This is a genomic window from Actinomadura sp. NTSP31, assembly GCF_041951385.1.
Taxonomy (GTDB): Bacteria; Actinomycetota; Actinomycetes; order Streptosporangiales; family Streptosporangiaceae; genus Spirillospora; species Spirillospora napierensis.
Window position 1 is genome coordinate 498,664 of the sequence record NZ_JBGNUT010000001.1, and the last position, 25,665, is coordinate 524,328.

Genomic DNA, 25,665 nt, shown 5'->3' on the forward strand with positions numbered 1-25,665 from the left:
TATTAAGGGCTAGACTGCGATCCGTGAAGACCCCGGCCCAGCGCGGGCGCGGCACCCGCGGCCTCACCAGGGACGAGGTGCTCGACGCGACCGTCGACCTCGCCGAGGAGCGCGGCCTCGATGCGGTGAGCATGCGCGCCGTCGCCGACCGGCTCGGCGTCACCCCGATGGCCCTGTACCGCTACGTCGGCGACAAGCAGGGGCTGCTGGACGGGCTCGTCGAGCGCCTGCTGCGCGACATGCCGGACGACGACCCCGCGCTGCCCTGGCGGGACCGGCTGCGCGCGTTCGGGGCGGGCATCCGCGCGATCGCGCGCCGGCACCCCGACCTGTTCATGCTGCTGCTGACCCGGCCGACCGTCACCGAGGAGTCGCGCCGCCCGCGCAACGCGATCCAGGCGATGCTGCGCGAGGCCGGCGTGCCCGAGGACGTCGTCCGGCCGCTGCAGCGGCTGCTCGACACGGTCGGCATGGGACTGGCCGCGTCGGAGGCGAACGGCCGCTTCACCGGCGACCCGGAGGGGGTCGAAGAGGTGTACGACCTCGCCGAGGAGATCTTCGTCGCCGCCATCGAGCGGTACGCCGACCCCGCGAAATAGGGCGACCGGTCTACTTGTAGTTGCTAGACCAGTCGGTCTAGAGTAGCGGCATGGCAGCACGGGGCGAGACGAGAGAACGGGTCCTGCGGACGGCGGCGGAGCTGTTCCAGCGGCAGGGCTACCACGGCACCGGGCTGAACCAGGTGCTGGCGGAGAGCCGGGCCCCGAAGGGCTCGCTGTACTTCCACTTCCCGGAGGGCAAGGAGCAGCTGGCGTCGGAGTCGGTCGCACTGGCGGGACGCGAGGTCGGCGACTCCCTCGCGGAGTCGGTGCTCGCCGCGGAGGACGCACGGTCCGGCGTGGCGGCGATGGGCGAGTACTTCGCCCGCAACCTCCTCGAATCGGACTTCACGAAGGGGTGCCCGGTCGCGACCGTGGCGCTGGAGTCCGCCGCCGAGAGCGAGCCGATCCGCTCCGCGTGCGACACCGTCTACGGCGAGTGGCGGCAGGGCATCGCGCTGGCGCTGCGCGGCTGGGGCGTCCCGGAGGACCGCGCCGAACCGCTCGCCGCGACGGTCCTGTCGTCCCTGCAGGGCGCCGTGATGCTCGCCCGCGTCCAGAAGGACGTCACCGTGATCCGCACGGTCACCGGACACCTCGGCGACCTCATCGAACAAGCCGCCTCTTAGCAGTCGTAACGGAGATTCTCATGCGCGTGCACCATCTCGACTGTGCCCGGATGCTGGAAATAGAGCCCGCCGACGGGCCGGACAGCCCGCTGAAGCCCGCCCACAGCGTCGGCCACGTGCTGCTGGTGGAGACGGACTCGTCCGGGCTCGTCCTGGTGGACGCCGGGATCGGCACCGGCGACATCGCGGACCCGTCCGGGCGGCTGATGGACGACTGGGTGGAGATGACACAGCCGGCACTCGACCCCGCCACGACGGCGGTGGCGCAGATCGAGGCGCTCGGCCTCTCCCCCGCCGACGTCCGGCACATCGCGGTCACCCACCTGCACCGCGACCACGCGGGCGGCCTCAGCGACTTCCCCGACGCGGCGGTGCACCTGTTCGAGGCGGAGCGGGCGGACGGCGGCAAGACCCCGGCGCAGCTCGCGCACGGCCCGAAGTGGGTGACGTACGAGAGCGGGCCGGGCGAGCATTGGAACGGCTTCGACGGCGTGCAGGCCCTCGACGGCGTCGCCGAGGACATCCTGCTGATCCCGTTGCACGGGCACACGCCCGGCCACGCGGGCGTCGCGGTGCGGGACGGCGACCGCTGGCTGCTGCACGCCGGCGACGCGTACATGTACCACGGCGAGGTCGACCGGCCCGAGCCCGTCGCGCACCCGCTGATGGAGCTGGTGCAGACGAGCGGGGAGGCCGACCGGGAGCAGCGGCTCGCCGGTGTCGCGCGGCTGCGGGAGCTGGCCCTGGACCCGAGCGGCGGCGTCGAGGTCTTCTCCGCGCACGACCCGTGGGAGCTGGCCCGCTACGTGTGAGTGAGGCGGTGGGCGAGGGCCGTGTGCCGGCGGCCCGCGCCCGCCGTGCGGACGGCGGCGGCGAGCGCCCGCCGCGACCCCACCAGCACGACCAGCTTCTTCGCGCGGGTGATCCCCGTGTAGAGCAGGTTGCGGCGCAGCATCATCCACGCGCCGGTCGTCAGCGGGATCACGACCGCCGGGTACTCGCTGCCCTGCGACCGGTGGATCGTGATGGCGTAGGCGTGCGCCAGCTCGTCCAGCTCGTCGAAGGCGTAGTCGATGCTCTCGTCCTCGTCGGTGAGGACGGTCAGCGACTGGTCCTCCAGGGACACGGCGGTGACGACGCCGACCGTCCCGTTGAAGACCCCCGCCTCGCCCTTGTCGTAGTTGTTGCGCAGCTGGGTGACCTTGTCGCCGACGCGGAACACGCGTCCGCCGTAGCGGCGTTCGGGGCGGTCGTCGCGGTGCGGGGTGAGGGCCTCCTGGAGCTGCGCGTTCAGGGCGCCCGCCCCGGCGACGCCGCGGTGCATCGGCGCCAGCACCTGGACGTCGCGGCGCGGGTCGAGGCCGAACTTGCGCGGGATCCGGTTGGCGATGACGTCGACGGTCAGCTCGGCGGCCTCCTCCTGCTCCTCGCAGGGGAACAGGAAGAAGTCGGGGTAGCCGCGGGTGTGCGGGGGCTCGCCGGTGTTGACGCGGTGCGCGTTCACCACGATCCCGGACTGCTGCGCCTGCCGGAAGATCTTCGTCAGCCGGACGCGCGGGATCACCTCGGCGCCGAGCAGGTCGGCGAGCACCTCGCCGGCGCCGACGGACGGGAGCTGGTCGACGTCGCCGACCAGCAGCAGGTGCGCGCCGCGTGGGACGGCCTTGACCAGCTTGTTCATCAGGATCAGGTCGACCATGGAGCTCTCGTCGACCACCACCAGGTCGGCGTCGAGCGGGCTGTCCTGGTCGTACTTGGCGTCGCCGCCGGGCTGCAACTGGAGCAGCCGGTGCACGGTCGCGGCCTCGTGCCCGGTGAGCTCGGCGAGCCGCTTGGCGGCCCGCCCGGTCGGCGCCACCAGCACGATCTTCGCCTTCTTCGCGGCGGCCAGCTCCACCACCGACCGGACGGTGAAGCTCTTCCCGCAGCCGGGCCCGCCGGTGAGCACGGCGACCTTGGACGTCAGCGCGAGCTTGACGGCCTCCTCCTGCCCGGGTGCGAGGGCCTGGCCGGTGCGCCGCTTCAGCCAGGGCAGCACCTTGTCCCAGTCGACGTCCGCGAACGCCTTCAGCCGGTCCTCCTTCGCGTCGAGGAGGTCGCGCAGGCCGCGCGCCACCGACCGCTCCGCCCGGTGGAACGGGACGAGGTAGACGGCCGGGATCGTCGCGGCGTCCTCCCCCGGCCCGGGGATCGGCTCCCGGACGACGCCCTCGTCGCGGGCCAGCTCGTCCAGCGCCGGGACGATCAGCTCCCGCGGCACGCCGAGGATCTTCTCCGCGGCCGTGACGAGGTTGGGCTCGGGCAGGAAGCAGTGCCCGTCGTCGGCGCCCTCCGACAGCGTGTACTGGAGGCCCGCCTTGATGCGCTCGGGGCTGTCGTGCGGGATGCCGACGGCCTGCGCGATGGTGTCGGCGGTCTTGAAGCCGATGCCCCACACGTCCGCCGCCAACTGGTACGGGGATTTCTGCACGGTCTCGACCGACCTGTCCCCGTACTGCTTGTAGATGCGGACGGCCAGCGACGTCGAGACGCCGACGCCCTGCAGGAAGACCATCACCTCCTTGATGGCCTTCTGCTCCTCCCACGCCTCGCCGATCCGCTTGGTCCGCTTGGGGCCGAGCCCGGGCACCTCGACGAGCCGCTCCGGCTCCTCCTCGATGACCCGCAGGATGTCGGTGCCGAAGTGGCCGACCATCCGGTCCGCCATCACCGGCCCGATGCCCTTGATCATGCCGGAGCCGAGGTAGCGGCGGATGCCCTGGATGGTCGCCGGCAGCACGGTGGTGTAGGAGTCGACCTCGAACTGCTTGCCGTACTTGGGGTGCGAGCGCCACCGCCCGGTGAGCTTCAGGCTCTCCCCCACCTGCGCGCCGAGCAGCGCCCCGACGACGGTGAGCAGGTCGCCGCCGGTCCGCTCGGTCGCGACGCGCGCGACGGTGTACCCGGTGTCCTCGTTGGCGTAGGTGACCCGCTCCAGGACGGCCTCCAGCACCACCGGCCGCGGCGGCTCGGGGGGCGCCGCATTCGTCATGAGCCCAATGATGTCGGACCCACCGGCCCCCCTGCGAACCGCTCAGGCGACCGAACCCCGCACACGGACGAGGAAGGCCGCCCACTCCGCACGGCTGAACTCCAGGATCGGACTGTCTTCCCGGAGTTTGGAGTCCCGAACCCCGATCGTCCCAGCCACGACTCGGGCGGCTTCAACGCATTCGCCGTCGGGCTCGCTGTGACGCGACTTGCGCCAGTCCGCGGCGACTTCGACGCAATCACCGTTGGGTTCACTGTGACGCGACTTGCGCCAACTCGTCGCGACTTCGACGCAGTGGCCGTCTGGATTGCTGTGACGTGACTTGCGCCAGCCCGTGTAGTGGTCGGTCATGGCGTTCAGGAGGCCGGGTTCCGGACGCGGGAGAGGAACGCCGCCCACTCCTCGCGGGTGAACTCCAGGATGGGGCTGCGGCCCTGAAGCTTGGAGTCACGGACACCGATCACCCCGTCCGCCGCATGCGCGGCCTCCACACAGTGGGTGTCCGGTTCGCTGAAGCTCGACTTGCGCCAGCCGACGAAGTGCTTGGTCATGTCCCGATCATGTCTGCTCGCCGAGTCTCTTGGCCACCCGATTCAGGAAGGCGAGGCTGCTCTTAGGAGGCAGCGTGGCCTTCCTGAGCCGTGCGTACATGTCGTCGTACTTCTTCACCTCGCGCCGCTGGGTAAGGACGAGGTCGGTGGTGATGGTCTCCACCAGCGCCATCGGCGGATCGCCCGGCTCCATGAACGTATAGAGGAAGAATGGCGACTTGGGGAGGAAACCGCCCTCGACGCGGGCGTCGTATGGGAGTACGCGGACAGAGATCCGCTCCTCTGCTGAAACCAGTTCGGCCATGTGACGGAGCTGGGCCGCCATGATCTCCAGGGGGACATCCAGCCGGCGAATGACGTACTCGTCCAGAACGGTCTCGTATGTCGGGCCGTCCGAGCGGAGCAGCTCACGCTGCCGGTACCCGAGCGCCTCAGCCATCCGCTGCGGGTCGTAATTGATCGGCCCCTGACGCCGGTCGAGTTCGATGAGCGCCGCGAGGAACTCCTGGCTTTGGAGGACTCCGGGCATCGCGGTGTGATGGTAGCTGCGGATGGTGGCGGCGCTGGACTCGAGATCGGCAGCGATTTTCTGCCGGGGACCCATGGCCATGCCGTAGCGGTCCCACCAGCCCTTTTGCGCAGCCGTACGGGCAAGTTTGGCCAGCCGGTCGTACTGGTTGCCCTCGATCTCGAAGAGGTCGAGGATGTTCATGACGTCGCCCAGGTCGGGGCGGAGCTGGGCGTTCTCCAAGCGGGTGATCTTCGACTCGGAGATGAAGATCTTTTCCGCCACCGCCTCGACGCTCCAGCCGCGCTCTTCGCGGATCTTGCGCAGTTCGGCGGCCAGCCGCCGCCGACGAAGGTAAGCACTCGGCATGTCGATCTCCTCGGTGTTCTGGGGAACACGTCGATCACCGTCCGTGCTGATCAGTGACCTTCCGCAATCATCTCTCGCCATAGGAATGCTTTCGCCGATCCACCCGCCGTCGTCCCGAAAACCCCAGCTCAGAGGTCTTTACGAGAGGGGAGACAGGGGGACGCGAAACCTGCGGCCGTAAGAATTGAGAATTGCGATTCCGGAGGAACTGGAAGCTGTGACCTGCGGTAGCCGCCGTGCACCGTCCTACCGCTCAGGGATCTGCTCGTCGAAATACCCGTCCCCCCGATCGACTTCCCCGGGCGCCCTATCGACTGCTTCTCTGTGCCCGGACGGCGACTCCCTGTGACGATGTGCGGGTGGAGGACGGCGCTCGCCGATCACTCCGCAACATCCGTCTCCATCACGAGCAGAGGTGATCAGATGACCCCCGCGATGCTCCTCGCCCCGGATCCGGTGCCGCTGTGCTGGCGGCGCTCGTTCCCCGGCGCCGCCGAGCAGGCCCGCGCCGTCCGCCGCTTCGTCGAATGCCTGCTGGACGGCTTCCCGCTGCTGGACGACGTCCTGCTCGCGGCCGACGAACTCGTCGTCAACGCGCTGCGGCACACCAAGTCCGGGCAGTGCGGCGGCCGGTTCATCGTGGAGGTGACGCAGGGGCGCGGCGGCGTCCGCGTTTCGGTGACCGACCAGGGCGGGCCCGGAGAGCCGGCGTGCCGGGAGGCCGGCGAGTTGGAGGAGTCCGGGCGCGGGCTGCGCACCGTCTCCCTCACCGCCGCGAGTTGGGGGTGGCACGGCAACGACCGGGGCCGCACCGTCGCCGCCGTCTTCGCCGGGGAGTGGCCCGCGTGAAGGGGCGGGCGTCCTGGGCGCACACCCAGGTCCACCAGCGCGTCCACTCGGTGATGACCGCCGCGATGCGCGCCGACGCCAGGACGATCGACACCGCGCTCCTCGAACTCGGCGACGGAGGGCTCGATCCGTACAGCCGCGAGTTCGTCCGCGAGGCACGCCGGCTGGTGCTCGCCTGCACGGCGGCGCTGACCTGTGTGCTGTCGGCGCACCGGCCCGGCCCCGGCCCGCACGGTGACGAGATCTGCCGGGGGTGCGGTACGTCCGACTGCCGGACGCTGCACGGCGTCGCCGACGTCCTCGCCGCCTACGCCGTCCGCCCGGTGACGATCGACCGGGCCGAGGCGTGGCGCCGCGCCGACGCCTGGTTCAATCGGGACGGCGACCCGGTGCCCGTCGGGATCGAGGAGTTCGCCGACGGCTTCGCCGCCTGGCGCACCACGGCCGCGTCCGGCGAGACCTTTCAGATCGCCGTCATCGACCGCCGTTGCGGAGCGCTGACGCTCTGGCCGCCGCTTCCCCTCGACACCCTCGCCAGCGAGTACCGCGCCTACCGCAACAGCCACCGAACGAACGGCTTATGACTTGTGGCGGCGGCGCGAGGCGGGTCGGGGCGTCGCAAACCTCATGGCGGCGGTCGATGGGCGGGCGGGGCCGTTGGTTTTCTTGATCGAAAAGGGGACGTGCAGGTCGGCGGGGGTGGGGAGAGATCGTTTCGGTCGGGGCGTGGCCGGATCCGGCAGCGGTTCTGGATCTTCCGGTGATCGCGACGTACGTTCCGGGCGCACCCGTACCGCACGTACTGGGAGGTAACGCTGGTGTTCCGCTCCCGAACCCCGGCACTGGCGGCCCTGAGCGCCGCCGCCGCCACACTCGCAGCCACCGCCCTCACCGCCACCCCCGCCACCGCGCAGCCCGCCGCCGCGAACGATCCCATCGCCGGCTTCACCGCGCAGAGCTCCCGCTGGCAGCGCCAGTACGAGAAGGCGTTCAGCGCCGTCCCGTCGGCCGAGAAGGCGCGGGCGCTCGACGCCGAGCTGGCGAGCGAGCCCGCCGTCACCACCACGACCGGCGACCGGCACCGCGTCGAGCGGATCGTCAAGCAGTTCGCGTCGTACGGCCTGAAGCCCGAGGTCAAGACCTACTACGCCTACACGTCGCTGCCGAAGAAGGTCAGCCTCCAGATGACGGCGCCGCGCCGCGCGGCGCTGCCGGTCAAGGAGAAGCGGCGTCCCTGGCAGCAGCACTGGGACGAGGTCATCCCGGCGCACAACGGGCTGTCGCCGTCCGGGAACGTGCAGGGCCAGGTCGTCTACGCCAACTACGGCCGCCCGCAGGACTTCGAGCAGCTCGACAAGGCCGGCGTCTCGGTCAAGGACAAGATCGTCCTCGTCCGCTACGGGCAGGTGTTCCGCGGCATCAAGCCGCGGGAGGCCGGCAAGCGCGGCGCCAAGGGCGTGCTCATCTACTCCGACCCGGCCGACGACGGGTTCACCAAGGGCGCGGTGTACCCGGACGGGCCGTGGCGCGCGCCCGACGGCATCCAGCGCGGCAGCGTCGCGCAGATCCAGCTGGCGTCCGGCGACCCGCTGACGCCCGGCTGGTCGGACGACTCGCCGGACGCCCGCCGGCTCAAGCCGTCCGAGGCGCCGATGCTGAAGGGCCTCGTCCCGACGCTGCCGATCTCCTACGGCGCCGCCGAGCCGCTGCTGCGCTCGCTGACCGGCGCGGAGGCGCCGAAGGACTGGCAGGGCGGCCTGCCGTTCACCTACCGGATCGGCCCGGGCGGCACGCAGGCGCACCTGGATCTGGAGAACACCTTCCAGGTCCGCAAGCTCTGGGACGTCACCGTGAAGATCCCGGGCAGCGAGCGTCCCGACCAGGAGGTCGTGCTCGGCGGGCACCATGACGCGTGGGTGTACGGCAGCGACGACAACCTGTCCGGCACGGAGAACGTCCTGCAGATCGGCCGCGCCCTCGGCACGCTTCTCAAGCAGGGCTGGCGACCGAAGCGGACGGTCGTGCTCGCCACGTGGGACGGCGAGGAGTACGGGCTGTTCGGCTCCACCGAGTACGCCGAGCAGCAGGCCGAGCGGCTCCGCAACGCGGTCGCGTACGTGAACATGGACGGCGCGGGCGGCTCCCAGTTCGGCGCCGATGCGACGCCCGCGCTGGACCAGTCCGTCATCGACGCCGCCAAGGAGGTCGCCTGGCCCGGCACGAGCGGGACCGCCTACGACGCGTGGAAGGCGCAGAACGGCGGCGAGACGCCGATCGACCGCATCGGCGGCGGCTCGGACTTCCAGGCGTTCTTCCAGCGCTACGGCGTCCCCGCGATGAACCTCGGCTCCTCGTCGACGGGCTCGTCGGGCAACTACCACTGCTCGTGCGACGACTTCTACTGGATGTCGCACTTCGGCGACCCGACCTGGGAGTACCACGCGGCGATGTCGCGGCTCGTCGGCATCGCGACGCTGCGGCTGGCCGACGCGGACGTCCTCGCGATGCGGTACGCCCCGTACGCCGCCGAGACCGCGCAGTACCTGACCGCGTTCACCGACCAGCAGCGCAAGCGGCTCGGCAAGGTGGTCGTGGACGTCTCCCGCGACATCGACCAGGCCAAGGCGTGGCAGAAGGCCGCCGACGCTCTGCAGGCGCGCGCCGAACAGGCCCTCCGCAAGGGCGACACGGCGGAGTTCCGGCGGCTGAACGCCAAGCTCATGCAGGACGAGCGCGACCTGCTCACCCAGGCGGGCCTGCCGGGCCGGCCCTGGTACCGGCACCAGATCTACGCCCCCGGCATGGACACCGGCTACGCCACGCAGCGCCTCCCGGGCCTGAACGACGCCCTGTTCCTGCAGAACGACCCGGCCACCGCGAAGGCCTACGAGGCGCGCCTGTACGCCTCCCTCCGCGCGGCCACCCGCACCCTCTCCCCCGAGGACGACCGCTGAGATCCGGTCCGGGCCGCGCGGGCGTCAGGTCCGCGCGGCCCGGCCGGGCGTCTCGCCCCTCGCCACCTCCAGGACGCCGGTCTCGGTGACCAGCGCGGTCACCAGGCGGGCCGGGGTGACGTCGAACGCGGGGTTGAACCCGCCGGCACCGTCGGGCGCCGTCGGCGTCCCGCCCCAGGCCAGCACCTCGCCGGGGTCGCGTTCCTCGATCGGGATCAGGTCGCCGGACGCGAGCGCGAGGTCCACGGTGCTCCAGGGCGCGGCGACCACCAGCGGGACGCCCGCCGCCGCGCACGCCAGCGCCACGCCGACCGAACCGATCTTGTTGGCGGTGTCGCCGTTGGCGGCGATCCGGTCGGCGCCGATGACCGCGACGTCCACCAGGCCGCGCAGGACGGTGCTCGGCGCGGCGCCGTCCGCCTGCACCAGGCAGGGGATCCCGGCCCGGACCAGCTCCCAGGCCGTGAGCCGCGCGCCCTGGAGCAGCGGGCGCGTCTCGTCGGCGTAGACCTTCTCCACCCGGCCCCGGTCGTGCAGTTCGCGGACGACGCCGAGGGCCGTCCCCCATCCGGCGGTCGCGAGGGCGCCGGCGTTGCAGTGGGTGAGGATCCGCAGCGGGCGGTCGGGCGTGCGGGCGGTGATCCAGTCCGCGCCGAACGCGCCGATCGCCCGGTTGCCCCGCACGTCCTCGTCCAGCACCGCCTGCGCCTCGGCCACGACGGCGTCCACCCCCTTGCCGGCGAGCCGGACGGCCCGGTCGACGCCGGCGGCGAGGTTCACCGCGGTGGGCCGCGCCTCCCGAATCCGGGCGATCGCCGCGTCGCGCGCCGCGTCGTCCCAGCCCTCGCGCTCGGCCTGGAGCATCGCGATCGCGACGCCGAACGCGCCGGCCACGCCGAGCGCGGGCGCGCCGCGCACCACCAGCCGCCGGATCGCGTCCACGAGGGCGTCGGCGTCGCGCACCACGACGTGCTCGACGCGCCCGGGCAGCACGGTCTGATCCAGCAGCCGCAGCCCGTCCCCGGCCCATTCCACCGTCCGCACGTCGTCCGTCATAACGCCCATTCTGCCCGCCGGGCGCCGCGAAGCCGTACCCGGCAAGGCTTTTCGCCGCCCCGGGCCGTCCCGGACATCTATACCGTGACCTGCGGTAACTTGACACGGGTCGAACTCTTGTTCGAGATTGGACGCGGGGGCGCGAAAGGAGGGACGACCGTGCCGGAGGCGGCGCTGCGGGACCTGGCGAGGTCGCTGGAGCACGCGTCCGCGCCGCCCGCCCGCGCGCTCCCGGTGCTGCCCGCGCTGCGCCCGGTGGTCCCCGGCGGGCTGCGCCCCGGCTCGGTGGTCGGGCTGGACGGGCCCGGCGCCGCCTCGCTCGCCCTCGCGCTCGTCGCGGGCGTCTCCCGGCACGGCGGCGAGGACGGCTCCGGCGGCTGGTGCGGGATCGTCGGCGTCCCGTCGTTCGGCGTCGCCGCCGCCGCGGGGATGGGCGCCGAGCCCGAACGGCTGCTGCTGGTCGACGAGCCCGGCGACCGCTGGCCCGACGTGGTCGCCGCGCTGGCCGAGGCGGTCGAGCTGGTGCTGCTGTGCCCGCCGGAGCGGCCCGGCGCCGCCGCCGTCCGCCGGCTGTCGGCCCTCGCCCGCAAGCACGGCGGCGTGCTCGCGCTGTCCGGGCCGTTCGCCCGCGACTGGCCGGGCACCCGGCTGCGGCTGCGGCTGGACGAGATCGCGTGGGAGGGGATCGGCGACGGCCACGGGCGCCTGCGCGGCCGGCGCGTCCAGGTGGTCGCCGAGGGCCGCGACGCCCCCGGCCGGGGCCGCCGCGCCCACCTGTGGCTGCCCGCCGCCGACGGCACCGTCCGGCCCGCCGCCCCGGTGCGGCCGCCGCTGGAGATCGTCCCGCCGCCCGCGGTGAAGGACGGCGCCGCCGTCCACACCCGCCGCGAGGGCGAGGCGGCCGTGGTCCGCATCAGGGAGGGGATCGCGTGACGCGGGTGCTGGCCGTGTGGTGCCCGGACTGGCCCGTGACGGCCGTCGGGGTGGAGGCCGCCGCGGCGGGGGCCGTGGTGGTGCAGGGGCGGATAGCGGCGTGTTCGGCGGCGGCGCGGGCCGAAGGCGTCCGGCGCGGGCAGCGGCTGCGGGACGCGCAGCGGCGATGCCCCGACCTGGTCGTACGGGAACGCGACACCGACGCGGAAGGGCGGTTGTTCGAGACGGTCGTCGAGGCGGTCGCGGAGCTGGCGCCGAAAGTCGAGGTGGTGCGGCCGGGGCTGTGCGCGATCGCGGCGCGCGGTCCGGCCCGGTTCTACGGCGGCGAGGAGGCGCTGCGGGTCCTGGTGCAGGACACGGTGGTGGAGGCCGGGTACGACTGCGGATCCGGGATCGCGGACGGGCTGTTCGCCGCCGAGCTGGCCGCGCGCGCCGGGCAGGGCGGCACGGTGGTGCCCGAGGGCGCCGCGGCGGCGTTCCTGGCGCCGTACCCGCTGTCGGTGCTGGACCGCCCGGAGCTGGCCGACCTGCTCCGGCGGCTCGGGATCAAGACGCTGGGCGCGTTCGCGGACCTGCCGTCCGGGCACGTCGCGGGGCGGTTCGGGGCGGACGGGGCGCTGGCGCACCGGCTGGCGCGGGGCGAGGAGCCGCGCCCGATCGCGCCGGTCCGCGCGGCGGCGGACCTGTCGGTGCGCGCGGCGTTCGATCCGCCCGCCGCGCAGGCCGAGCAGGTGGTGTTCACCGCGAAGCGGCTGGCGGACGAGCTGCACGAGGGGCTCGCGGCGGGCGGGCTGGCGTGCGTGCGGCTGGAGGTCGAGGCCGGGTTCGCCGACGGGCACGTCCTGCGGCGGCTGTGGCGGCACGACGGGCGGCTGTCGGCGCTGGCCGTCGCCGAGCGGGTGCGCTGGCAGCTGTCGGCCTGGCGGGACGGGCGCCCGGCGGCGGGCACCGACCCCGAGGGCATCGAGGCGCCCGCCGAAGAGGAGGCCGTGTGGGGCGGCGTGACGTGGCTGGAGCTGGCGCCCGACCAGCTCGTCCCGGACGGGGGCCGGCAGGAGGCGCTGTGGGGGCGGACGGCCGTCACCGACCGCATCGCGCGGGCCGCCGACCGGATCCAGGGGCTGCTCGGCCACGGCGCGATCACCCGGCCGGTGCCGGCGGGCGGACGCGGTCCGGGCGAGCAGATCGTCCGGGTGCCGGTCGGGGACCTGCCGCCGGCGGGCCTGCCGGACGGGCCGTGGCCGGGCCGGCTGAGGGCGCCCGCGCCCGCCGTGGTGCCGCCCGCGGCGCCGGAGGCCGAGCTGGTCGACGCGTCCGGGGAACCGGTGGTGGTGTCGGCGCGGTGCGCGGTGTCGGCGCCGCCGGCCGCGCTGGTGCTCGCGGGCCGTCCGGCGGCGGTCACGGCGTGGACGGGCCCGTGGCCGGCGGACGAGCGGTGGTGGGACCCGGCGAAGGCGCGGCGCCGCGCCCGGTTCCAGGTCGTCACCGAGGACGGCGCCGCCTACCTGCTGACCGTCGAGGGCCGGCGATGGCGCGTGGAGGCGACCTATGACTAGGCGGGTGCACCGTGGGGTGGCATAACCCGCCGATCTCGTGGCGGGAGTTCGAGGAGAAGCTGTCGTGGCGTCCCGCCGAGCACGCGCCGCAGGAGGCGCCGGAGGAGCCGGGCCCGCCGCGCCGCGCGGAGGGCGGGGTGCCGTGGGCGGAGCTGCACGTCCACTCGTCGTTCAGCTTCCTGGACGGGGCCAGCTCCCCGGACGCGCTGGTCGCCGAGGCGGCGCGGCTCGGCGTGGAGACGATGGCGGTCACCGACCACGACGGCATGTACGGGGCGGTCCAGTTCGCGCAGGCAGCGCACGAGTCGGGCATCGGGACGGTGTTCGGCGCGGAGCTGAGCCTCGGGCTGCCCGGCCCGCAGACCGGGGAGCCGGACCCGGCGGGCCGGCATCTGCTGGTGCTCGCCCGGGGCGCGCAGGGCTACGCGCGGCTGTGCTCGGCGATCACGGCGGCGCAGCTCGCGGGCGGGCGCAAGGGCCGCCCGGTCTACGACCTGGAGGCGCTGGCGGAGGCGCACGACGGGCAGTGGGCGGTGCTGACCGGGTGCCGGAAGGGGCCGGTTCCGGCGGCGCTGGAGTCCGGCGGCCCGGACGCGGCCGAGCGTGAGCTGCGCCGGATGATCGGGATGTTCGGCCGCGAGAACGTCTTCGTGGAGCTGGTCGACCACGACCAGCCCGACGACGACGAACGCAACGACGCGCTGTTCGAGCTGGCCGCACGGGTCGGGGCGGGCGCCGTCGCGTCCAACAACGTGCATTTCGCGGCACCGGGCGCCGACGCGCGGCTCGCGCAGGCGATGGCGGCGGTGCGGGCGCGGCGCAGCATGGACGACATGGTGGGGTGGCTGCCCGCGAGCGGCACCGCGCACCTGCGCAGCGGCGCGGAGATGGCCGCGCGGCTCGCGCGCTTCCCCGGCGTGCTCGAACGCACGGCGGAACTGGGACGCGAATGCCGGTTCGGGTTCGACGTGGTCGCGCCCCGGCTGCCCGACTGGCCCGTCGGGGACGGCCACACCGAGGCGAGCTGGCTGCGGCACCTGGTGAAGGAGGGCGCGCTCAAGCGGTACGGGCCGCCGGACAACGAGAGGGTGTCGGGCGCGTACGCGCAGATCGCCAAGGAGCTCGACGTCATCGAGCAGCTCAAGTTCCCGGGCTACTTCCTGATCGTCCACGACATCGTCGAGTTCTGCCGGAGCAAGGGGATCCTGTGCCAGGGGCGCGGGTCGGCGGCGAACTCGGCGGTCTGCTACGCGCTCGGCATCACCGGCGTCGACGCCGTCCGGCACGGGCTGCTGTTCGAGCGGTTCCTGTCCCCCGGACGCGACGGACCGCCCGACATCGACCTCGACATCGAGCACAAGCGCCGCGAGGAGGCCATCCAGTACGTCTACCGCAAGTACGGGCGCGAGTGCACGGCGCAGGTCGCGAACGTCATCAGCTACCGGCCGCGCATGGCCGTCCGGGACGCGGCGCGCGCGCTCGGCTTCTCCCCCGGCCAGCAGGACGCCTGGTCCAAGGGCATCGACCCGCGCGACCCGGTCGGGTCCGAGACCGACATCCCGCCGCACGTCATGGAGCTGGCCGGGCGGATGCTGGCGCTGCCCCGGCACCTCGGCATCCACTCCGGCGGCATGGTCATCGCGGACCGCCCCGTCGGCGAGATCTGCCCGATCGAGTGGGCGGCGATGCCGGACCGCAGCGTCCTGCAATGGGACAAGGACGACTGCGCGGCGGCCGGCCTGGTGAAGTTCGACCTGCTCGGCCTCGGCATGCTCGCCGCCCTGCACGACTGCTTCGACCTCGTCGCCGAGCACCACGGGCAGCGGCACGACCTCCAGTCCATCCCGCCGGAGGACCCCGAGGTGTACGAGATGCTCTGCGACGCCGACACCGTCGGGGTGTTCCAGGTCGAGTCGCGCGCGCAGATGGCCACGCTGCCCCGGCTGAGGCCGCGCGAGTTCTACGACCTGGTGGTGGAGGTCGCGCTGATCCGCCCCGGCCCGATCCAAGGCGGGTCCGTCCACCCGTACCTGCGGCGCCGCAAGGGCCTCGAACCGGCGACGTGCCCGCATCCGCTGATGGAGCCGGCGCTGCGGCGGACGCTCGGCGTCCCGCTGTTCCAGGAGCAGATGATGCAGCTCGCCGTCGACTGCGCGGGGTTCACCCCGAACGAGGCCGACCAACTGCGGCAGGCGATGGGCGCCAAACGCGCGCCCGAACGCGTCGAACGGCTCCGGCGCCGGCTGCTGGACGGGATGGCCGAGCGCGGCATCCCGGCCGAGATCGCCGAGAGCGTCTACGAGAAGATCCTCGGGTTCACCGGGTTCGGGTTCCCCGAGTCGCACGCGCAGAGCTTCGCGCACCTGGTGTACGCGAGCGCCTGGCTGAAGCGGCACTTCCCCGCCGCGTTCACGGCGGCGCTCGTCCGCAACCAGCCGATGGGCTTCTACAGCTCGCAGTCGCTGCTGGCGGACGCGCGGCGGCACGGCGTCGTGGTCCGGGGCGTCGACATCAACGCCAGCGACGTCCACCCGACGCTGGAAGAGCCCATCGAGGTGACGTCGGACCACCCGCACGCGCCCGCCGCGCCGCAGCCCGCGATCCGCGTCGGCCTCGCCGGCATCCGCAACCTCGGCGACGACACCGCCGAGCTGATCGCGGCGGGACGCCCCTACACGAGCATGGAGGACCTGGCCCGGCGCGTCCCGCTGTCGGCGGCGGCCCTGGAGGCGCTCGCGACCGCCGGGGCCTTCGACCGCCTCGGCATGACGCGGCGCGAGGCGCTGTGGGCGGCGGGCGCGCTCGCCGGCACCGGCCCCGGGCAGCTCGAAGGCGTCACGCCCGGCGCGTCCGCCCCCGCGCTGCCGCCGATGACGCCGATCGAGGAGACCCTCGCCGACCTGTGGGCGACCGGCGTCTCCCACACCCACCCCGTCGCGCACGTCCGCGATGCGCTGGACGAACTCGGCGCCCTGTCGTCCGAACGCCTCGCGAAGACGCCGTCCGACACCAACGTCGTCGTCGCCGGCCTCGTCACCCACCGGCAGCGCCCGCCGACCGCCGGCGGCATCGTGTTCATGACGCTGGAGGACGAGACCGGCATCATCAACGTCGTCTGCCCGCCGCAGGTGTTCCAGCGGCACCGGGGCCTCGCCGTCGACTCCCAGGCGCTGCTGGTCGGCGGCCGCCTCGAACGCGCCGACGGCGTCACCAACGTCCGCGCCACCCGGCTGCGCCGCCTCCCCGTCCCCGGCAAGGTCCGCGCCCGGAACTTCCACTGACCGGCGGCCGAACCCGGGCACTGCCCGGCGCGTCCGATGTGTGTCATCGTTGAGACGGAGAGGGTCGCGTGCCGCCGTGTGGGCGGCCGCCAAGGCGCGGCTCCGGCGAAAGGCTGATCGCCGATGGAGAGCCCACGGTCGCATCCGCGGTCCGCCGCGCCCGCGCCGAGCGAACTGCGGCCGGACGACCCGACGCAGGTCGGGCGGTACCGGATCGAGGCAAGGATCGGCGAGGGCGGGATGGGCGCGGTCTACCTCGGCCGCGACCCCGGCGGGCAGGTCGTCGCGGTCAAGGTCGTCCGCCCGGACCTCGCCGGCAACCGGATGTTCCTCGCCCGGTTCCACGACGAGGCCGCGCACGCCGAACGCGTCGCGTCGTTCTGCACCGCGCAGGTGCTGGAGCACGGCGAGGACCTCGGCCTCGCCTACCTGGTCACCGAGTACATCGAGGGGCCGTCGCTGCTCGACCACGTCACGGCCATCGGGCCGCTGTCGCCGGGGATGCTGCACGGCGTCGCGGTCGGCGTCGCCGCCGCGCTGGTCGCGATCCACAGCGCGGGCCTGGTGCACCGCGACCTCAAGCCCAGCAACGTGCTGCTGTCCATCTCCGGCCCCCGCGTGATCGACTTCGGCATCGCGCGGGCCCTGGACGCGGCGTCCTCGCACACCCGCACCGGGCAGGTCGTCGGCACCCCCGGCTGGTTCGCGCCCGAGCAGATCACCACGCAGAACATCACCCCGGCGGTGGACGTGTTCGCCTGGAGCTGCCTCGTCGCCTTCGCCGCGACCGGCCGCAACCCGTTCGGGCAGGGCTCCTTCGAGCTCATGGCGGCGCGCGCCGTGCACGCCGAACCGGAGCTGGGCTCCCTGCCGGAGCCGCTGTCCCGGCTGGTGCGGTCCGCGCTGCTCAAGGACCCCGAGCAGCGGCCGGGCGCCCGCGACCTGCTGCTCGGCCTGGTCGGCGGCGCCGGCGAGGCCGACGTGTCGCACACCCTCGGCGCGTCGTGGACGACCCCGCCGATCCCCCGCCCGGACGTCACGTCCCGCGACCCCGGCGCCGCGCAGGCCCAGCCCCAGGCCCGGGCCCAGGTCCCGGCCCCGCCACCGCCCCGGCCCCAGCCGCAGCCACAGCCGCAGCCGCAGCCGCATCAGCGGACCGCACCCGCGAACGAACTGCCGCCGCCGGCCCCCATGCCCGTGGCCGAACGGCACCGGCAGGCCCCGAACCAGGGGACGATGCCGTCCCACGAGATCGCCCCGCATCCCGTCACGGTGCCTCAGCAACCGCCCGACCGGCGCAGGACGGCCCTCGCGGCGGGCGCCGCGGTCCTCGTCGTCGCCGCGATCGCGGCGGCCGGCGCCTACTTCCTCACCCGCCCGGACGACAACGGCGGCAAGGCCGACACCGGCTCCACCGCGAAGGCCGCCACCGGCTTCCCGACCGGCCCGATGCTCGTGCGGATCGACACCGAGCCCGGATGGCCGAAGGAATGCCACGCCGACATCGGCACCTACAAGCCCGGCGACGCCGCGCCCGCCACGCTCGTCGGCGGGCCGGCCTGCGACACGCTCCCGGAGCGGTCACCGGACCACAAGTACATCGCGTTCAGCCGGTCGGTCGACGGGGCCACCTCCGCCCAGGTCGTGAACGCCGACGGCAGCGGCCGCCACAAGGTCGCCGACATCGCCGGCGGCCGGGTGACCTGGTCGCCCGACGGCACCCGCCTGGCCTACATGGGCGGCTCCGGCGGCACCCGCCAGATCTACACCGTCACCCTCGCGAACGGCACCGTCACCCGGCTGACCGGCGACGACTCCGCCAAGGACGACCCGATGTGGTCGTCCACCGGCCGGATCGTCTTCTGGAGCAGGAAGGACGGCGCCGAGCAGATCTACACCCTCGACCCCGACCACCCGGCCAAGCCCTGGGTGCGGGTGACCCGCGACGGCGTCCGCTCCGTCGACCCCGAATGGTCGCCGGACGGCTCGAAGATCGCCTACACGCGCGGCCCCTCCGCCGCGAGCGGCATCTGGGTGATGAACGCCGACGGCTCCGGCGGGCACGCCCTGACCTCCGGCGACGCGCACGACATGGACCCGGGCTGGTCCCGCGACGGCCGCTGGATCTGCTACGTGCGCGGCCCGGTCGGCACCCCGGAGATCCACGCCGTCCGCGCCGACGGCACCGGCGACCGCGTCGTCACCCCGCCCGGCAAGGTCCTCGGCCACCCGAGCTGGTCCTAGGCCGGTCAGCCGCCGAGGGCGTCCAGACGGCGCAGGATGACGCCCTCGCGGAGCGCCCAGGGGCAGACCTCGAGCTCCTTCAGCTCGAACAGGTCCATCGCCGCGTCCGCGACGATCGCCCCGGCGAGCAGCTGGGGCGCGCGCGACTCCGACACCCCGGGCAGCTCGGCGCGTTCGGCGGAGGTCATCTGGGCGAGCTTCTCGGCCCACTCGGTGACGTCGGCGTCCTGCAGGACGCGCCGCTGGTACGGTCCCTCGGCCGACGGCGCGGCGCCCGCGATGCGGGCGAGCTGCCGGAACGTCTTGGACGTCGCCACCGCGTGGTCGGCGGGCCCGTACCGGGACACGTCCCCGACGTGCCGGGCGATCTCCGCGCGGACGTGCCGGCGCAGCGCGCGGACCTCCCCGGCGGGCGGCGGGTCGGCGGTGAACCAGCCCCGGGTGAGCCGGCCCGCGCCGAGCGGCAGCGAGAACGCCGCGTCCGGCTCCTCGTCGATGCCGGCCGCGATCTCCAGGGAGCCGCCGCCGATGTCGACCACCAGCAGCCGCCCGGACGACCAGCCGAACCAGCGGCGCACCGCCAGGAACGTCAGCCGCGCCTCGTCCTCGCCCGACAGCGCGTCGATGCCCACCTGCTTCTCGCCCCGGATCCGGTCGAGGATCTCCTCGCCGTTGGCGGCGTCGCGGACCGCGGAGGTGGCGAACGCGACCAGGTCCTCGACGCCCTTGTCCTCGGCGATCTGCAGCGCCTCGTCGACGAACTCGCGCAGCAGGCCCTCGCCCCGCTTCGACAGCCGTTCGCCGTCCTCCAGGTGCGCGGCCAGGCGCAGCTCCGCCTTGTGGGAGAACGCGGGGATCGGGCGCGCTCCCTGGTGGGCGTCCACCACCAGCAGGTGCACCGTGTTCGAGCCCACGTCCAGCACGCCGAGTCGCATGCCCCGACGCTATCGGACGCCCGCCTGGCCGGATCGCCAGACCAGCCTCAACGGGACACAGCACCCGTACCGCTACGGTGGGGCCCATGGACGGGCACGAGGGACGGCGCTGGCGGGTGCCGCCCAAGGTCGTCGCGGTCAAGTGCGCGGCGGCGGTCGCGGTCGGGGCGCTGGCCGCCCTGAGCGGCGGCGACTCGCAGCGGCTGCTGCTGGCGGGCGCCGCGGCGCTCGGCCTGGCGGTCGTCGCGCTCCGCGACCTGGTGGCGCCCGTCCGGGTGGCCGCCGACCGCGAGGGCGTCACCATCGTCACCGGGTACGCGGGGCACCGCCGCCTGCCGTGGGACGCGGTGACCGCGATCCGCGTGGACGAGCGGCGCCGGATGCTGCTGCACACCCGGATGCTGGAGATCGAGACCGCCGACGACCTGCACCTGTTCAGCGCCTTCGACCTCGGCACGGACGTCCACGACGTCGCCGACGACCTCTACCACCTGCGCGCCCGAACCACCCGCTGAGGCGCTGGGCGGCCGGACCGCGGTCAGGCGGGAAGGTCTTCGGGGGTGGGGTAGGACGTCTGGGCGCCGGGTCTGCGGACGGCGGCGGCGCCGACGCGGGTGGCGTAGCGGGCCGCGTCGGGCAGGGAGTCGCCGCGGGCGAGGCGCAGGCAGAGGGCGGCGGTGAACGCGTCGCCCGCGCCGGTGGTGTCGACGGCCTCCACCTTCGGCGACGGGATCGGCGTCGTGCCGTCCGCGTCGGCGACGACGGCGCCGTCGGCGCCGAGGGTGATGACGGCGGAGCGGGGGCCGGAGCGCAGGAGCGCCGCCGCCATCTGGTCCGGGTCCTGCTCGGCGGGTTCGCCGGGGCCGCCGAGCAGCCAGGCGGCCTCGTGCTCGTTGACCACGAGGGGGTCGCAGAGCGCGAGGACCTCGTCCGGGACGGGCGCGGTCGGCGACAGGTTCAGCACGACGCGGGCGCCCGCCGAGGCCGCCGCCCGGGCGGCGGCCTCGATCGCGGGCATCGGCACCTCGAGCTGGAACGTCACCACCGACGCCGCGGCGATCATGTCGCGGGCGGCGGCGACGTCGTCCGGGGTGAGCCGGGCGTTGGCGCCGGGCGAGACGATGATGCTGTTGTCGCCGTCCGGGCCGACCGTGATCAGCGCGACGCCGCTCGGGCCCGGCGTGACCGCGAGGTGCGCCCGGTCGACGCCGGCGCCGGCGAGCGCGTCGCGCAGCAGCGCGCCGTGCCCGTCGTCGCCGATCCGGCCGACGATCCCCACCCGGCCGCCGAGCCGGGCCGCGGCGACCGCCTGGTTGGCGCCCTTGCCGCCCGGATGGGTGGCGAGGTCGGAGCCGAGGACGGTCTCCCCCGGGCCGGGCCTCCGGTCGACGCCGACCACCAGGTCCGCGTTGACGGAGCCGACCACGACGACGTCGTACTGATCGGGCACGGCACTCCCCTTCTACTGCGTGGCGAACTGGGCGGCGTTCTCCGGCGTGGCGATCTTCACCGGCACCGGGGCGTTGGCGACCAGCTCGCCGCCCTTGGCGGCCTTGAGCGCGCTGTCGACGGCCATTTTGCCGAGCAGCCGGGGCTGCTGGGCGACCGTCGCGTTGAGCGTGCCGGCCTGGACGGCCTTGATGCCGTCCGGCGTGCCGTCGAAGGCGACCACCTTGACCTGCTTGCCGGCCCTGCCGCCGAGCGCCTTGATCGCGCCGAGCGCCATCTCGTCGTTCTCGGCGAACACCCCGTTGACGTCGGGATGCGACTGGAGCAGGTTCGTCATGACGTCCAGGCCCTTGGTCCGGTCGAAGTCGGCGGGCTGCTTGGCGACCACCTGGATGCCGGGGTACTGCTTGAGGCCCTCGGTGAAGCCCTGCCCGCGCTCGCGGGAGGCCGAGGTCCCGGCCTGCCCCTGGATCACCACGATCTTGCCCTTGCCGCCGAGCTCCTTCGCCATCTGCGCGGCGGCGTCCTTGCCGCCCGCGATGTTGTCGGACGCGACGAGCTGCTCGATCTTCGCGCCGTTGACGGTGCGGTCGGCCGCGACGACGGGGATGCCGGCCCGGTTGGCGGCCTTCACCGCGGGCGCCGCGGCGTCGGAGTCGACCGGGTTGACGATGATCGCCCTCATCCCCTGGCCGGTGTAGTTCTGCACCTGGTTGACCTGCTGGGACGCGTCGTTCTGCGCGTCCCCGACGGTCAGCTTCACGCCGACCTTCTTCGCCTCGTCCTGTGCGCCCTGGCGGAACTGGACGAAGAACGGGTTGTTCAGCGTGGACACCGACAGCCCGATCCTGACCGAGCCGCCGCCGGCCGCGCCGCCGGACTTGGAGTCGTCGTCGCCGGTGGTGGCGACGACCGCGGCGAGCGCGACGATGACCGCGACGACCGCGGCGCCGCCCGCCCAGAACGTCGCCGGGCGGACCTTCAGGCCGCGCCGCCGGACGGTGTCCAGCAGGACCGCCGCCGCGATCACGACGCCGATGACGACCTGCTGCCAGAACGCCGACACCGACAGCAGGTTCAGGCCGTTGCGCAGCACCGCGAGGATCAGCGCGCCGACCAGGGTGCCGAACGCCCTTCCCTTGCCGCCGGACAGGCTCGCCCCGCCGATGACGACGGCGGCGATCGCGTCCAGCTCGTAGCCGTTGGCGGCCTGCGGCTGCGCCGAGGCCAGCCGGGACGCCAGCACGATCCCGGCGACGGCCGCGAACGCGCCGGACAGCGCGTAGGTGACGAGCTTCTGCCGGTTCACCCGGATGCCCGACAGCCGGGCCGCCTCCTCGTTGCCGCCGATCGCGTACATCGCGCGGCCGCTGTAGGTGCGGGCCAGGATCAGCGCGGTCAGCAGCCCCATCACGATCATCACGATGACCGGGACGGGCAGGTACTTCCCGATCGTGTCGCCGAGGTGGGTGACGGAGCCGGGGAACGCGATCGGGCTGCCGTCGGAGATCACCAGCGCGAGGCCGCGGGCGACGCCGAGCATCGCCAGCGTCGCGATGAACGGCGGCAGCTTCCCGTAGGTGATCAGCGCCCCGTTGACCAGGCCGGCGACGACGCCGACCAGGATCGCGGCGATCAGCGCGACCGGCCACGGCAGGCCGTGCTGCGTCGCCGTCCACGCCAGCACCACCGCCGACAGCGCGGCGACCGCGCCGACCGACAGGTCGATCCCGGCGGTGACGATGACGAACGTGACGCCGAACGCCAGGATCGCGGTGACCGCCGCCTGCACCCCGACGTTCAGCAGGTTGGTGACGGTCAGGAAGTCACCGGACGCGATCGCCAGCGCGATCACCAGGATGACCAGCCCGGCCAGCGCGCCGTTCTCGCCCAGCAGCCGGCCCGCGACCCGGGCCGCGCCGCCGGACCGCGGCCCCTGCGGCCGCTTGCGCAACGTCTCAGTGTCGCCCGAGGGGGGACGACCCCCCACGCCCCCCGGGCCGACTCCGTCGGACTTAGTGGACATCGTCGTTCTCCTCGCCCTTCGCACTGCCCGGACCGGCGACGGCCAGCGCCATCACCGCGTCCTGCGTCGCCTCGGCCGCCGGCAGTTCGCCGGCCAGCCGGCCCCGCGCCATCACCAGCACCCGGTCGCTCATCCCCAGCACCTCGGGCAGGTCGCTGGAGATCATGAGCACCGCGTGCCCGGAGGCGGTGAGGGTGTTGATCAGCTCGTAGATCTCGACCTTCGCGCCGACGTCGATGCCGCGCGTCGGCTCGTCCAGCACCAGCACCTTCGCGTCGGCGAGCAGCCACTTGCCGATCACGACCTTCTGCTGGTTGCCGCCCGACAGGGTGCGGACCTCCTGCCGCAGCCCGCTCATCCGCACGTTCAGCCGCCCGGCGATCTCGCCGGCGTCCCGGCGCTGCCCGGCCCGGTCGACGAGGCCGCCGCGGCTGAACCGGCCGAGCGTGACGAGGCCGAGGTTCTCCTGGACGTCGGCGCCGAGCACCAGTCCCTGGCCCTTGCGGTCCTCGGGGACGAGCCCGACCCCGGCCTCCATCGCCGCGTGGACGTCGCCGGGCGGCAGCGGCCGGCCGTCCACGATCACCTCGCCGCGGTCCGGCCGGTCCGCGCCGAAGATCGCGCGGGCGACCTCGGTGCGGCCGGCGCCGACCAGCCCGGCGAGCCCGACCACCTCGCCCGCGCGGACCTCGAACGACACGTCCTCGAACACGCCGTCGCGGGTCAGCCCCTTCACCTGGAGCAGCGGCGGGCCGGCCTCGGTGCGCTCGCGCGGGTACTGCTGGTCGATGGAGCGGCCCACCATCAGCCGGACCAGCTCGTCGCGGGGCGTGTCCGCCGGGACCTCGGCGACCGACCGGCCGTCGCGCAGCACCGTCACCCGGTCGCCGATCCGCGGGATCTCCTCCAGGTGGTGGGTGATGAAGACGACCGCGACGCCCTGCTCGCGGAGCCGCGCGACGATCCCGAACAGCCGGTCGACCTCGCCGGCGGTCAGCACCGCGGTCGGCTCGTCCATGATCAGCACGCGGGCGTCCAGGCTCAGCGCCTTGGCGATCTCCACCATCTGGCTGCGCGCGATGCCGAGGCCCGCCATCCGGTCGTCCGGGGCGGCCTCGACGCCGACCCGCGCGAGCAGGTCCCGCGCGGCGGCGTTCATCGCCCCGCGGTCCACCAGCCCGAACCGGCGCGGCGGCCGGCCGAGGAACAGGTTCTCCGCGACCGTCAGCTCCGGGACGAGGTTGAACTCCTGGTAGATGGTCGCGATGCCGAGCCGCTCGGCGTCCTGCGCCGTGCGGATCCGCACCTCGCGGCGATCTACTTCTATGGTTCCGGCGTCGGGGCGGTGCGCGCCGGACAGCGTCTTGATCAGCGTGCTCTTCCCGGCCCCGTTCTCGCCGAGGAGCACGTGCACCTCGCCGGGCCGCAGGCCGAAGTCGACGCCGTCGAGCGCGAGCACGCCCGGGAACGCCTTGCGCAGCCCGCGCACCCGGAGGATCTCCCCCCGGTCCGGCCGCTCGTCGGCAGGCAGGTTCATGGGCGGCCACTCCCTTCACTCTCGTTGCCTTCCGCCCCGGGTTCGCCGCAGGAGCGCCGGACGACCAGCCGCGCGTCGAGCACGACCGGCTCCACCGGCCGGCCCCCGATCCGCTCCAGCAGCGCGCGCACCGCGCGCCGGCCGAGCTCCTGGACCGGCTGGCCGATCGCGGTGACCGGCGGGTCCACATGGGTGAACCACGGGACGTCGTCGTAGGAGGCGATCCCCACGTCCCCGGGGACCGCCAGGCCGCGGGCGCGGATCTCGTCCAGCGCGCCGAGCGTCATGAGGTTGTCGCCCGCGACGATCACCTCGGGCGGCGCGGGCAGGTCCAGCAGCCGGGCGGCGGCGGCCCGCCCGCTGGCCGCCTGGAAGTCGCCGGCCTCCAGGTACTCGGGGCGGACCGGCAGCCCGGCGGCGCGCAGCGCCGCCGTGAACGCCGCGGTCCGCTCGCGGCCGGTCGACAGCAGCGCGGGCCCGGACACGAACGCGACCCGCCGGTGCCCGAGGCCCGCCAGGTGCGATACCAGCGCGCCGATCGCGGCGGTGCCGTCGGCGCGCACCGTCGGCACGTCCAGGCCGGGCAGGGTGCGGTCGAGGAACACCAGCGGGACGCCGCCGGAGGCGACGTCGCGGACCAGCGGCGTGATCTCCGCCGTGGGGCACAGCAGCAGGCCGTCGACCCGCTGCTCCAGGAGGGTCCGGACGTAGTGGTCCTGGCGTTCGGGCCGCTCGTCGGCGTTGCCGATGACGACCGAGTACCCGGCGGAGCGCGCCTCGTCCTCGATGGCGCGGGCCAGCTCGGTGAAGAACGGGTTGAGGATGTCGCCGATGACCAGCCCGATCGTGCGGGTGGTGTCGGTGCGCAGCGAGCGGGCGACGGCGTTCGGCCGGTAGCCCAGCTCGTCCACCGCCGCCAGGACGCGGGCCCGCGTCGCCTCGGTGACCGGCGCGCTGTCGTTGAGGACGCGCGAGACGGTCGCGACGGAGACGCCGGCGAGCCGCGCGACGTCCTTGACCCCGGCCACGGGCCCACCTCCTCGCAGATGATCGTGTAATCGTTTACACGATGACTTTGTAAACGATTACACGACGCGCCGCATTCCCGCAAGCGGTGAACGTCCGAAATGTTCCGCCGGCCCCGTACTCCGCGCGGAC

At 73.9% G+C, this 25,665-nt stretch carries 21 protein-coding genes; 11 read left to right on the plus strand and 10 right to left on the minus strand.

What is annotated here, in order from left to right; all coding sequences use genetic code 11:
* Positions 1-23 precede the first annotated feature (23 nt).
* Genes ACA514_RS02135 through ACA514_RS02145 form a run of 3 tightly spaced genes read left to right on the plus strand, consistent with a single transcriptional unit; the run spans position 24 to position 2,040 of the window.
* Positions 24-599 carry a TetR/AcrR family transcriptional regulator gene (locus ACA514_RS02135; RefSeq protein ID WP_375039239.1) on the plus strand — a complete coding sequence of 192 codons (576 nt, stop codon included), beginning with the start codon at positions 24-26 and terminating at the stop codon, positions 597-599.
* Positions 600-649: 50 nt separating this feature from the next.
* Positions 650-1,228: a TetR/AcrR family transcriptional regulator gene (locus ACA514_RS02140; protein WP_375039240.1), complete on the plus strand. Its 579-nt coding sequence runs from the start codon at positions 650-652 to the stop codon at positions 1,226-1,228.
* Positions 1,229-1,248: 20 nt separating this feature from the next.
* On the plus strand, positions 1,249-2,040 hold the full coding sequence (locus ACA514_RS02145; protein ID WP_375039241.1) for an MBL fold metallo-hydrolase: 792 nt from the start codon (positions 1,249-1,251) through the stop codon (positions 2,038-2,040).
* Here ACA514_RS02145 and ACA514_RS02150 read toward each other — a convergent pair.
* The 4 genes from ACA514_RS02150 to ACA514_RS02165 are packed head-to-tail and all read right to left on the minus strand — an operon-like array spanning position 2,031 to position 5,687.
* Positions 2,031-4,259, minus strand: coding sequence for an ATP-dependent RecD-like DNA helicase (locus ACA514_RS02150; protein ID WP_375039242.1), 2,229 nt, complete (start codon positions 4,257-4,259; stop codon positions 2,031-2,033). The genes ACA514_RS02145 and ACA514_RS02150 overlap by 10 nt on opposite strands.
* A gap of 42 nt (positions 4,260-4,301) precedes the next feature.
* Positions 4,302-4,610 carry a DUF397 domain-containing protein gene (locus tag ACA514_RS02155; RefSeq protein ID WP_375039243.1) on the minus strand — a complete coding sequence of 103 codons (309 nt, stop codon included), beginning with the start codon at positions 4,608-4,610 and terminating at the stop codon, positions 4,302-4,304.
* Between the two features lie 5 nt (positions 4,611-4,615).
* Positions 4,616-4,810 (minus strand): DUF397 domain-containing protein, encoded by a 195-nt coding sequence (locus tag ACA514_RS02160; RefSeq protein ID WP_375039244.1) that lies wholly within the window; start codon positions 4,808-4,810, stop codon positions 4,616-4,618.
* A gap of 7 nt (positions 4,811-4,817) precedes the next feature.
* Positions 4,818-5,687 (minus strand): helix-turn-helix domain-containing protein, encoded by an 870-nt coding sequence (locus tag ACA514_RS02165; protein WP_375039245.1) that lies wholly within the window; start codon positions 5,685-5,687, stop codon positions 4,818-4,820.
* A gap of 423 nt (positions 5,688-6,110) precedes the next feature.
* On the opposite strand from ACA514_RS02165, the gene ACA514_RS02170 reads away from it, so the two are divergent.
* The 3 genes from ACA514_RS02170 (at position 6,111) to ACA514_RS02180 (ending at position 9,490) form a co-directional block, all read left to right on the plus strand.
* On the plus strand, positions 6,111-6,536 hold the full coding sequence (locus tag ACA514_RS02170; protein WP_375039246.1) for an ATP-binding protein: 426 nt from the start codon (positions 6,111-6,113) through the stop codon (positions 6,534-6,536).
* Positions 6,533-7,120, plus strand: coding sequence for a hypothetical protein (locus tag ACA514_RS02175; protein WP_375039247.1), 588 nt, complete (start codon positions 6,533-6,535; stop codon positions 7,118-7,120). Before ACA514_RS02170 ends, ACA514_RS02175 begins: the two co-directional genes overlap by 4 nt.
* A gap of 234 nt (positions 7,121-7,354) precedes the next feature.
* Positions 7,355-9,490 (plus strand): M28 family peptidase, encoded by a 2,136-nt coding sequence (locus ACA514_RS02180; protein ID WP_375039248.1) that lies wholly within the window; start codon positions 7,355-7,357, stop codon positions 9,488-9,490.
* A 24-nt stretch (positions 9,491-9,514) separates the two neighbouring features.
* Here ACA514_RS02180 and mtnA read toward each other — a convergent pair whose 3' ends face one another.
* Positions 9,515-10,546: an S-methyl-5-thioribose-1-phosphate isomerase gene (mtnA, locus tag ACA514_RS02185; RefSeq protein ID WP_375039249.1), complete on the minus strand. Its 1,032-nt coding sequence runs from the start codon at positions 10,544-10,546 to the stop codon at positions 9,515-9,517.
* Between the two features lie 159 nt (positions 10,547-10,705).
* Between mtnA and ACA514_RS02190 the strand changes: the two genes are divergently transcribed.
* The 4 genes from ACA514_RS02190 (at position 10,706) to ACA514_RS02205 (ending at position 18,560) form a co-directional block, all read left to right on the plus strand.
* A complete protein-coding gene (locus ACA514_RS02190; RefSeq protein WP_375039250.1) occupies positions 10,706-11,479 on the plus strand; it encodes a hypothetical protein in 774 nt (257 codons plus the stop codon).
* A complete protein-coding gene (locus ACA514_RS02195) occupies positions 11,476-13,035 on the plus strand; it encodes a DNA polymerase Y family protein (protein WP_375039251.1) in 1,560 nt (519 codons plus the stop codon). The genes ACA514_RS02190 and ACA514_RS02195 overlap by 4 nt, the downstream gene beginning before the upstream one ends.
* An 11-nt stretch (positions 13,036-13,046) precedes the next feature.
* The gene (locus ACA514_RS02200) at positions 13,047-16,316 is read left to right on the plus strand and encodes an error-prone DNA polymerase (protein ID WP_375039252.1); all 3,270 of its coding nucleotides are present in this window, start codon (positions 13,047-13,049) and stop codon (positions 16,314-16,316) included.
* Positions 16,317-16,439: 123 nt separating this feature from the next.
* A complete protein-coding gene (locus ACA514_RS02205; protein WP_375039253.1) occupies positions 16,440-18,560 on the plus strand; it encodes a protein kinase in 2,121 nt (706 codons plus the stop codon).
* Positions 18,561-18,565: 5 nt separating this feature from the next.
* Here ACA514_RS02205 and ACA514_RS02210 read toward each other — a convergent pair whose 3' ends face one another.
* On the minus strand, positions 18,566-19,495 hold the full coding sequence (locus ACA514_RS02210; protein ID WP_375039254.1) for a Ppx/GppA family phosphatase: 930 nt from the start codon (positions 19,493-19,495) through the stop codon (positions 18,566-18,568).
* 86 nt (positions 19,496-19,581) lie between these two features.
* On the opposite strand from ACA514_RS02210, the gene ACA514_RS02215 reads away from it, so the two are divergent.
* Positions 19,582-20,010 (plus strand): PH domain-containing protein, encoded by a 429-nt coding sequence (locus tag ACA514_RS02215; protein ID WP_375039255.1) that lies wholly within the window; start codon positions 19,582-19,584, stop codon positions 20,008-20,010.
* Between the two features lie 23 nt (positions 20,011-20,033).
* Here ACA514_RS02215 and ACA514_RS02220 read toward each other — a convergent pair whose 3' ends face one another.
* The 4 genes from ACA514_RS02220 to ACA514_RS02235 form a co-directional block, all read right to left on the minus strand.
* Positions 20,034-20,945 (minus strand): ribokinase, encoded by a 912-nt coding sequence (locus ACA514_RS02220; RefSeq protein WP_375039256.1) that lies wholly within the window; start codon positions 20,943-20,945, stop codon positions 20,034-20,036.
* 12 nt (positions 20,946-20,957) lie between these two features.
* Complete coding sequence (locus ACA514_RS02225; protein WP_375039257.1) at positions 20,958-22,898, minus strand: substrate-binding domain-containing protein; 1,941 nt, start codon at positions 22,896-22,898, stop codon at positions 20,958-20,960.
* A 61-nt stretch (positions 22,899-22,959) separates the two neighbouring features.
* A complete protein-coding gene (locus tag ACA514_RS02230; RefSeq protein ID WP_375039258.1) occupies positions 22,960-24,507 on the minus strand; it encodes a sugar ABC transporter ATP-binding protein in 1,548 nt (515 codons plus the stop codon).
* A complete protein-coding gene (locus tag ACA514_RS02235; RefSeq protein WP_375039259.1) occupies positions 24,504-25,535 on the minus strand; it encodes a LacI family DNA-binding transcriptional regulator in 1,032 nt (343 codons plus the stop codon). The genes ACA514_RS02230 and ACA514_RS02235 overlap by 4 nt, the downstream gene beginning before the upstream one ends.
* Positions 25,536-25,665: the final 130 nt, after the last annotated feature.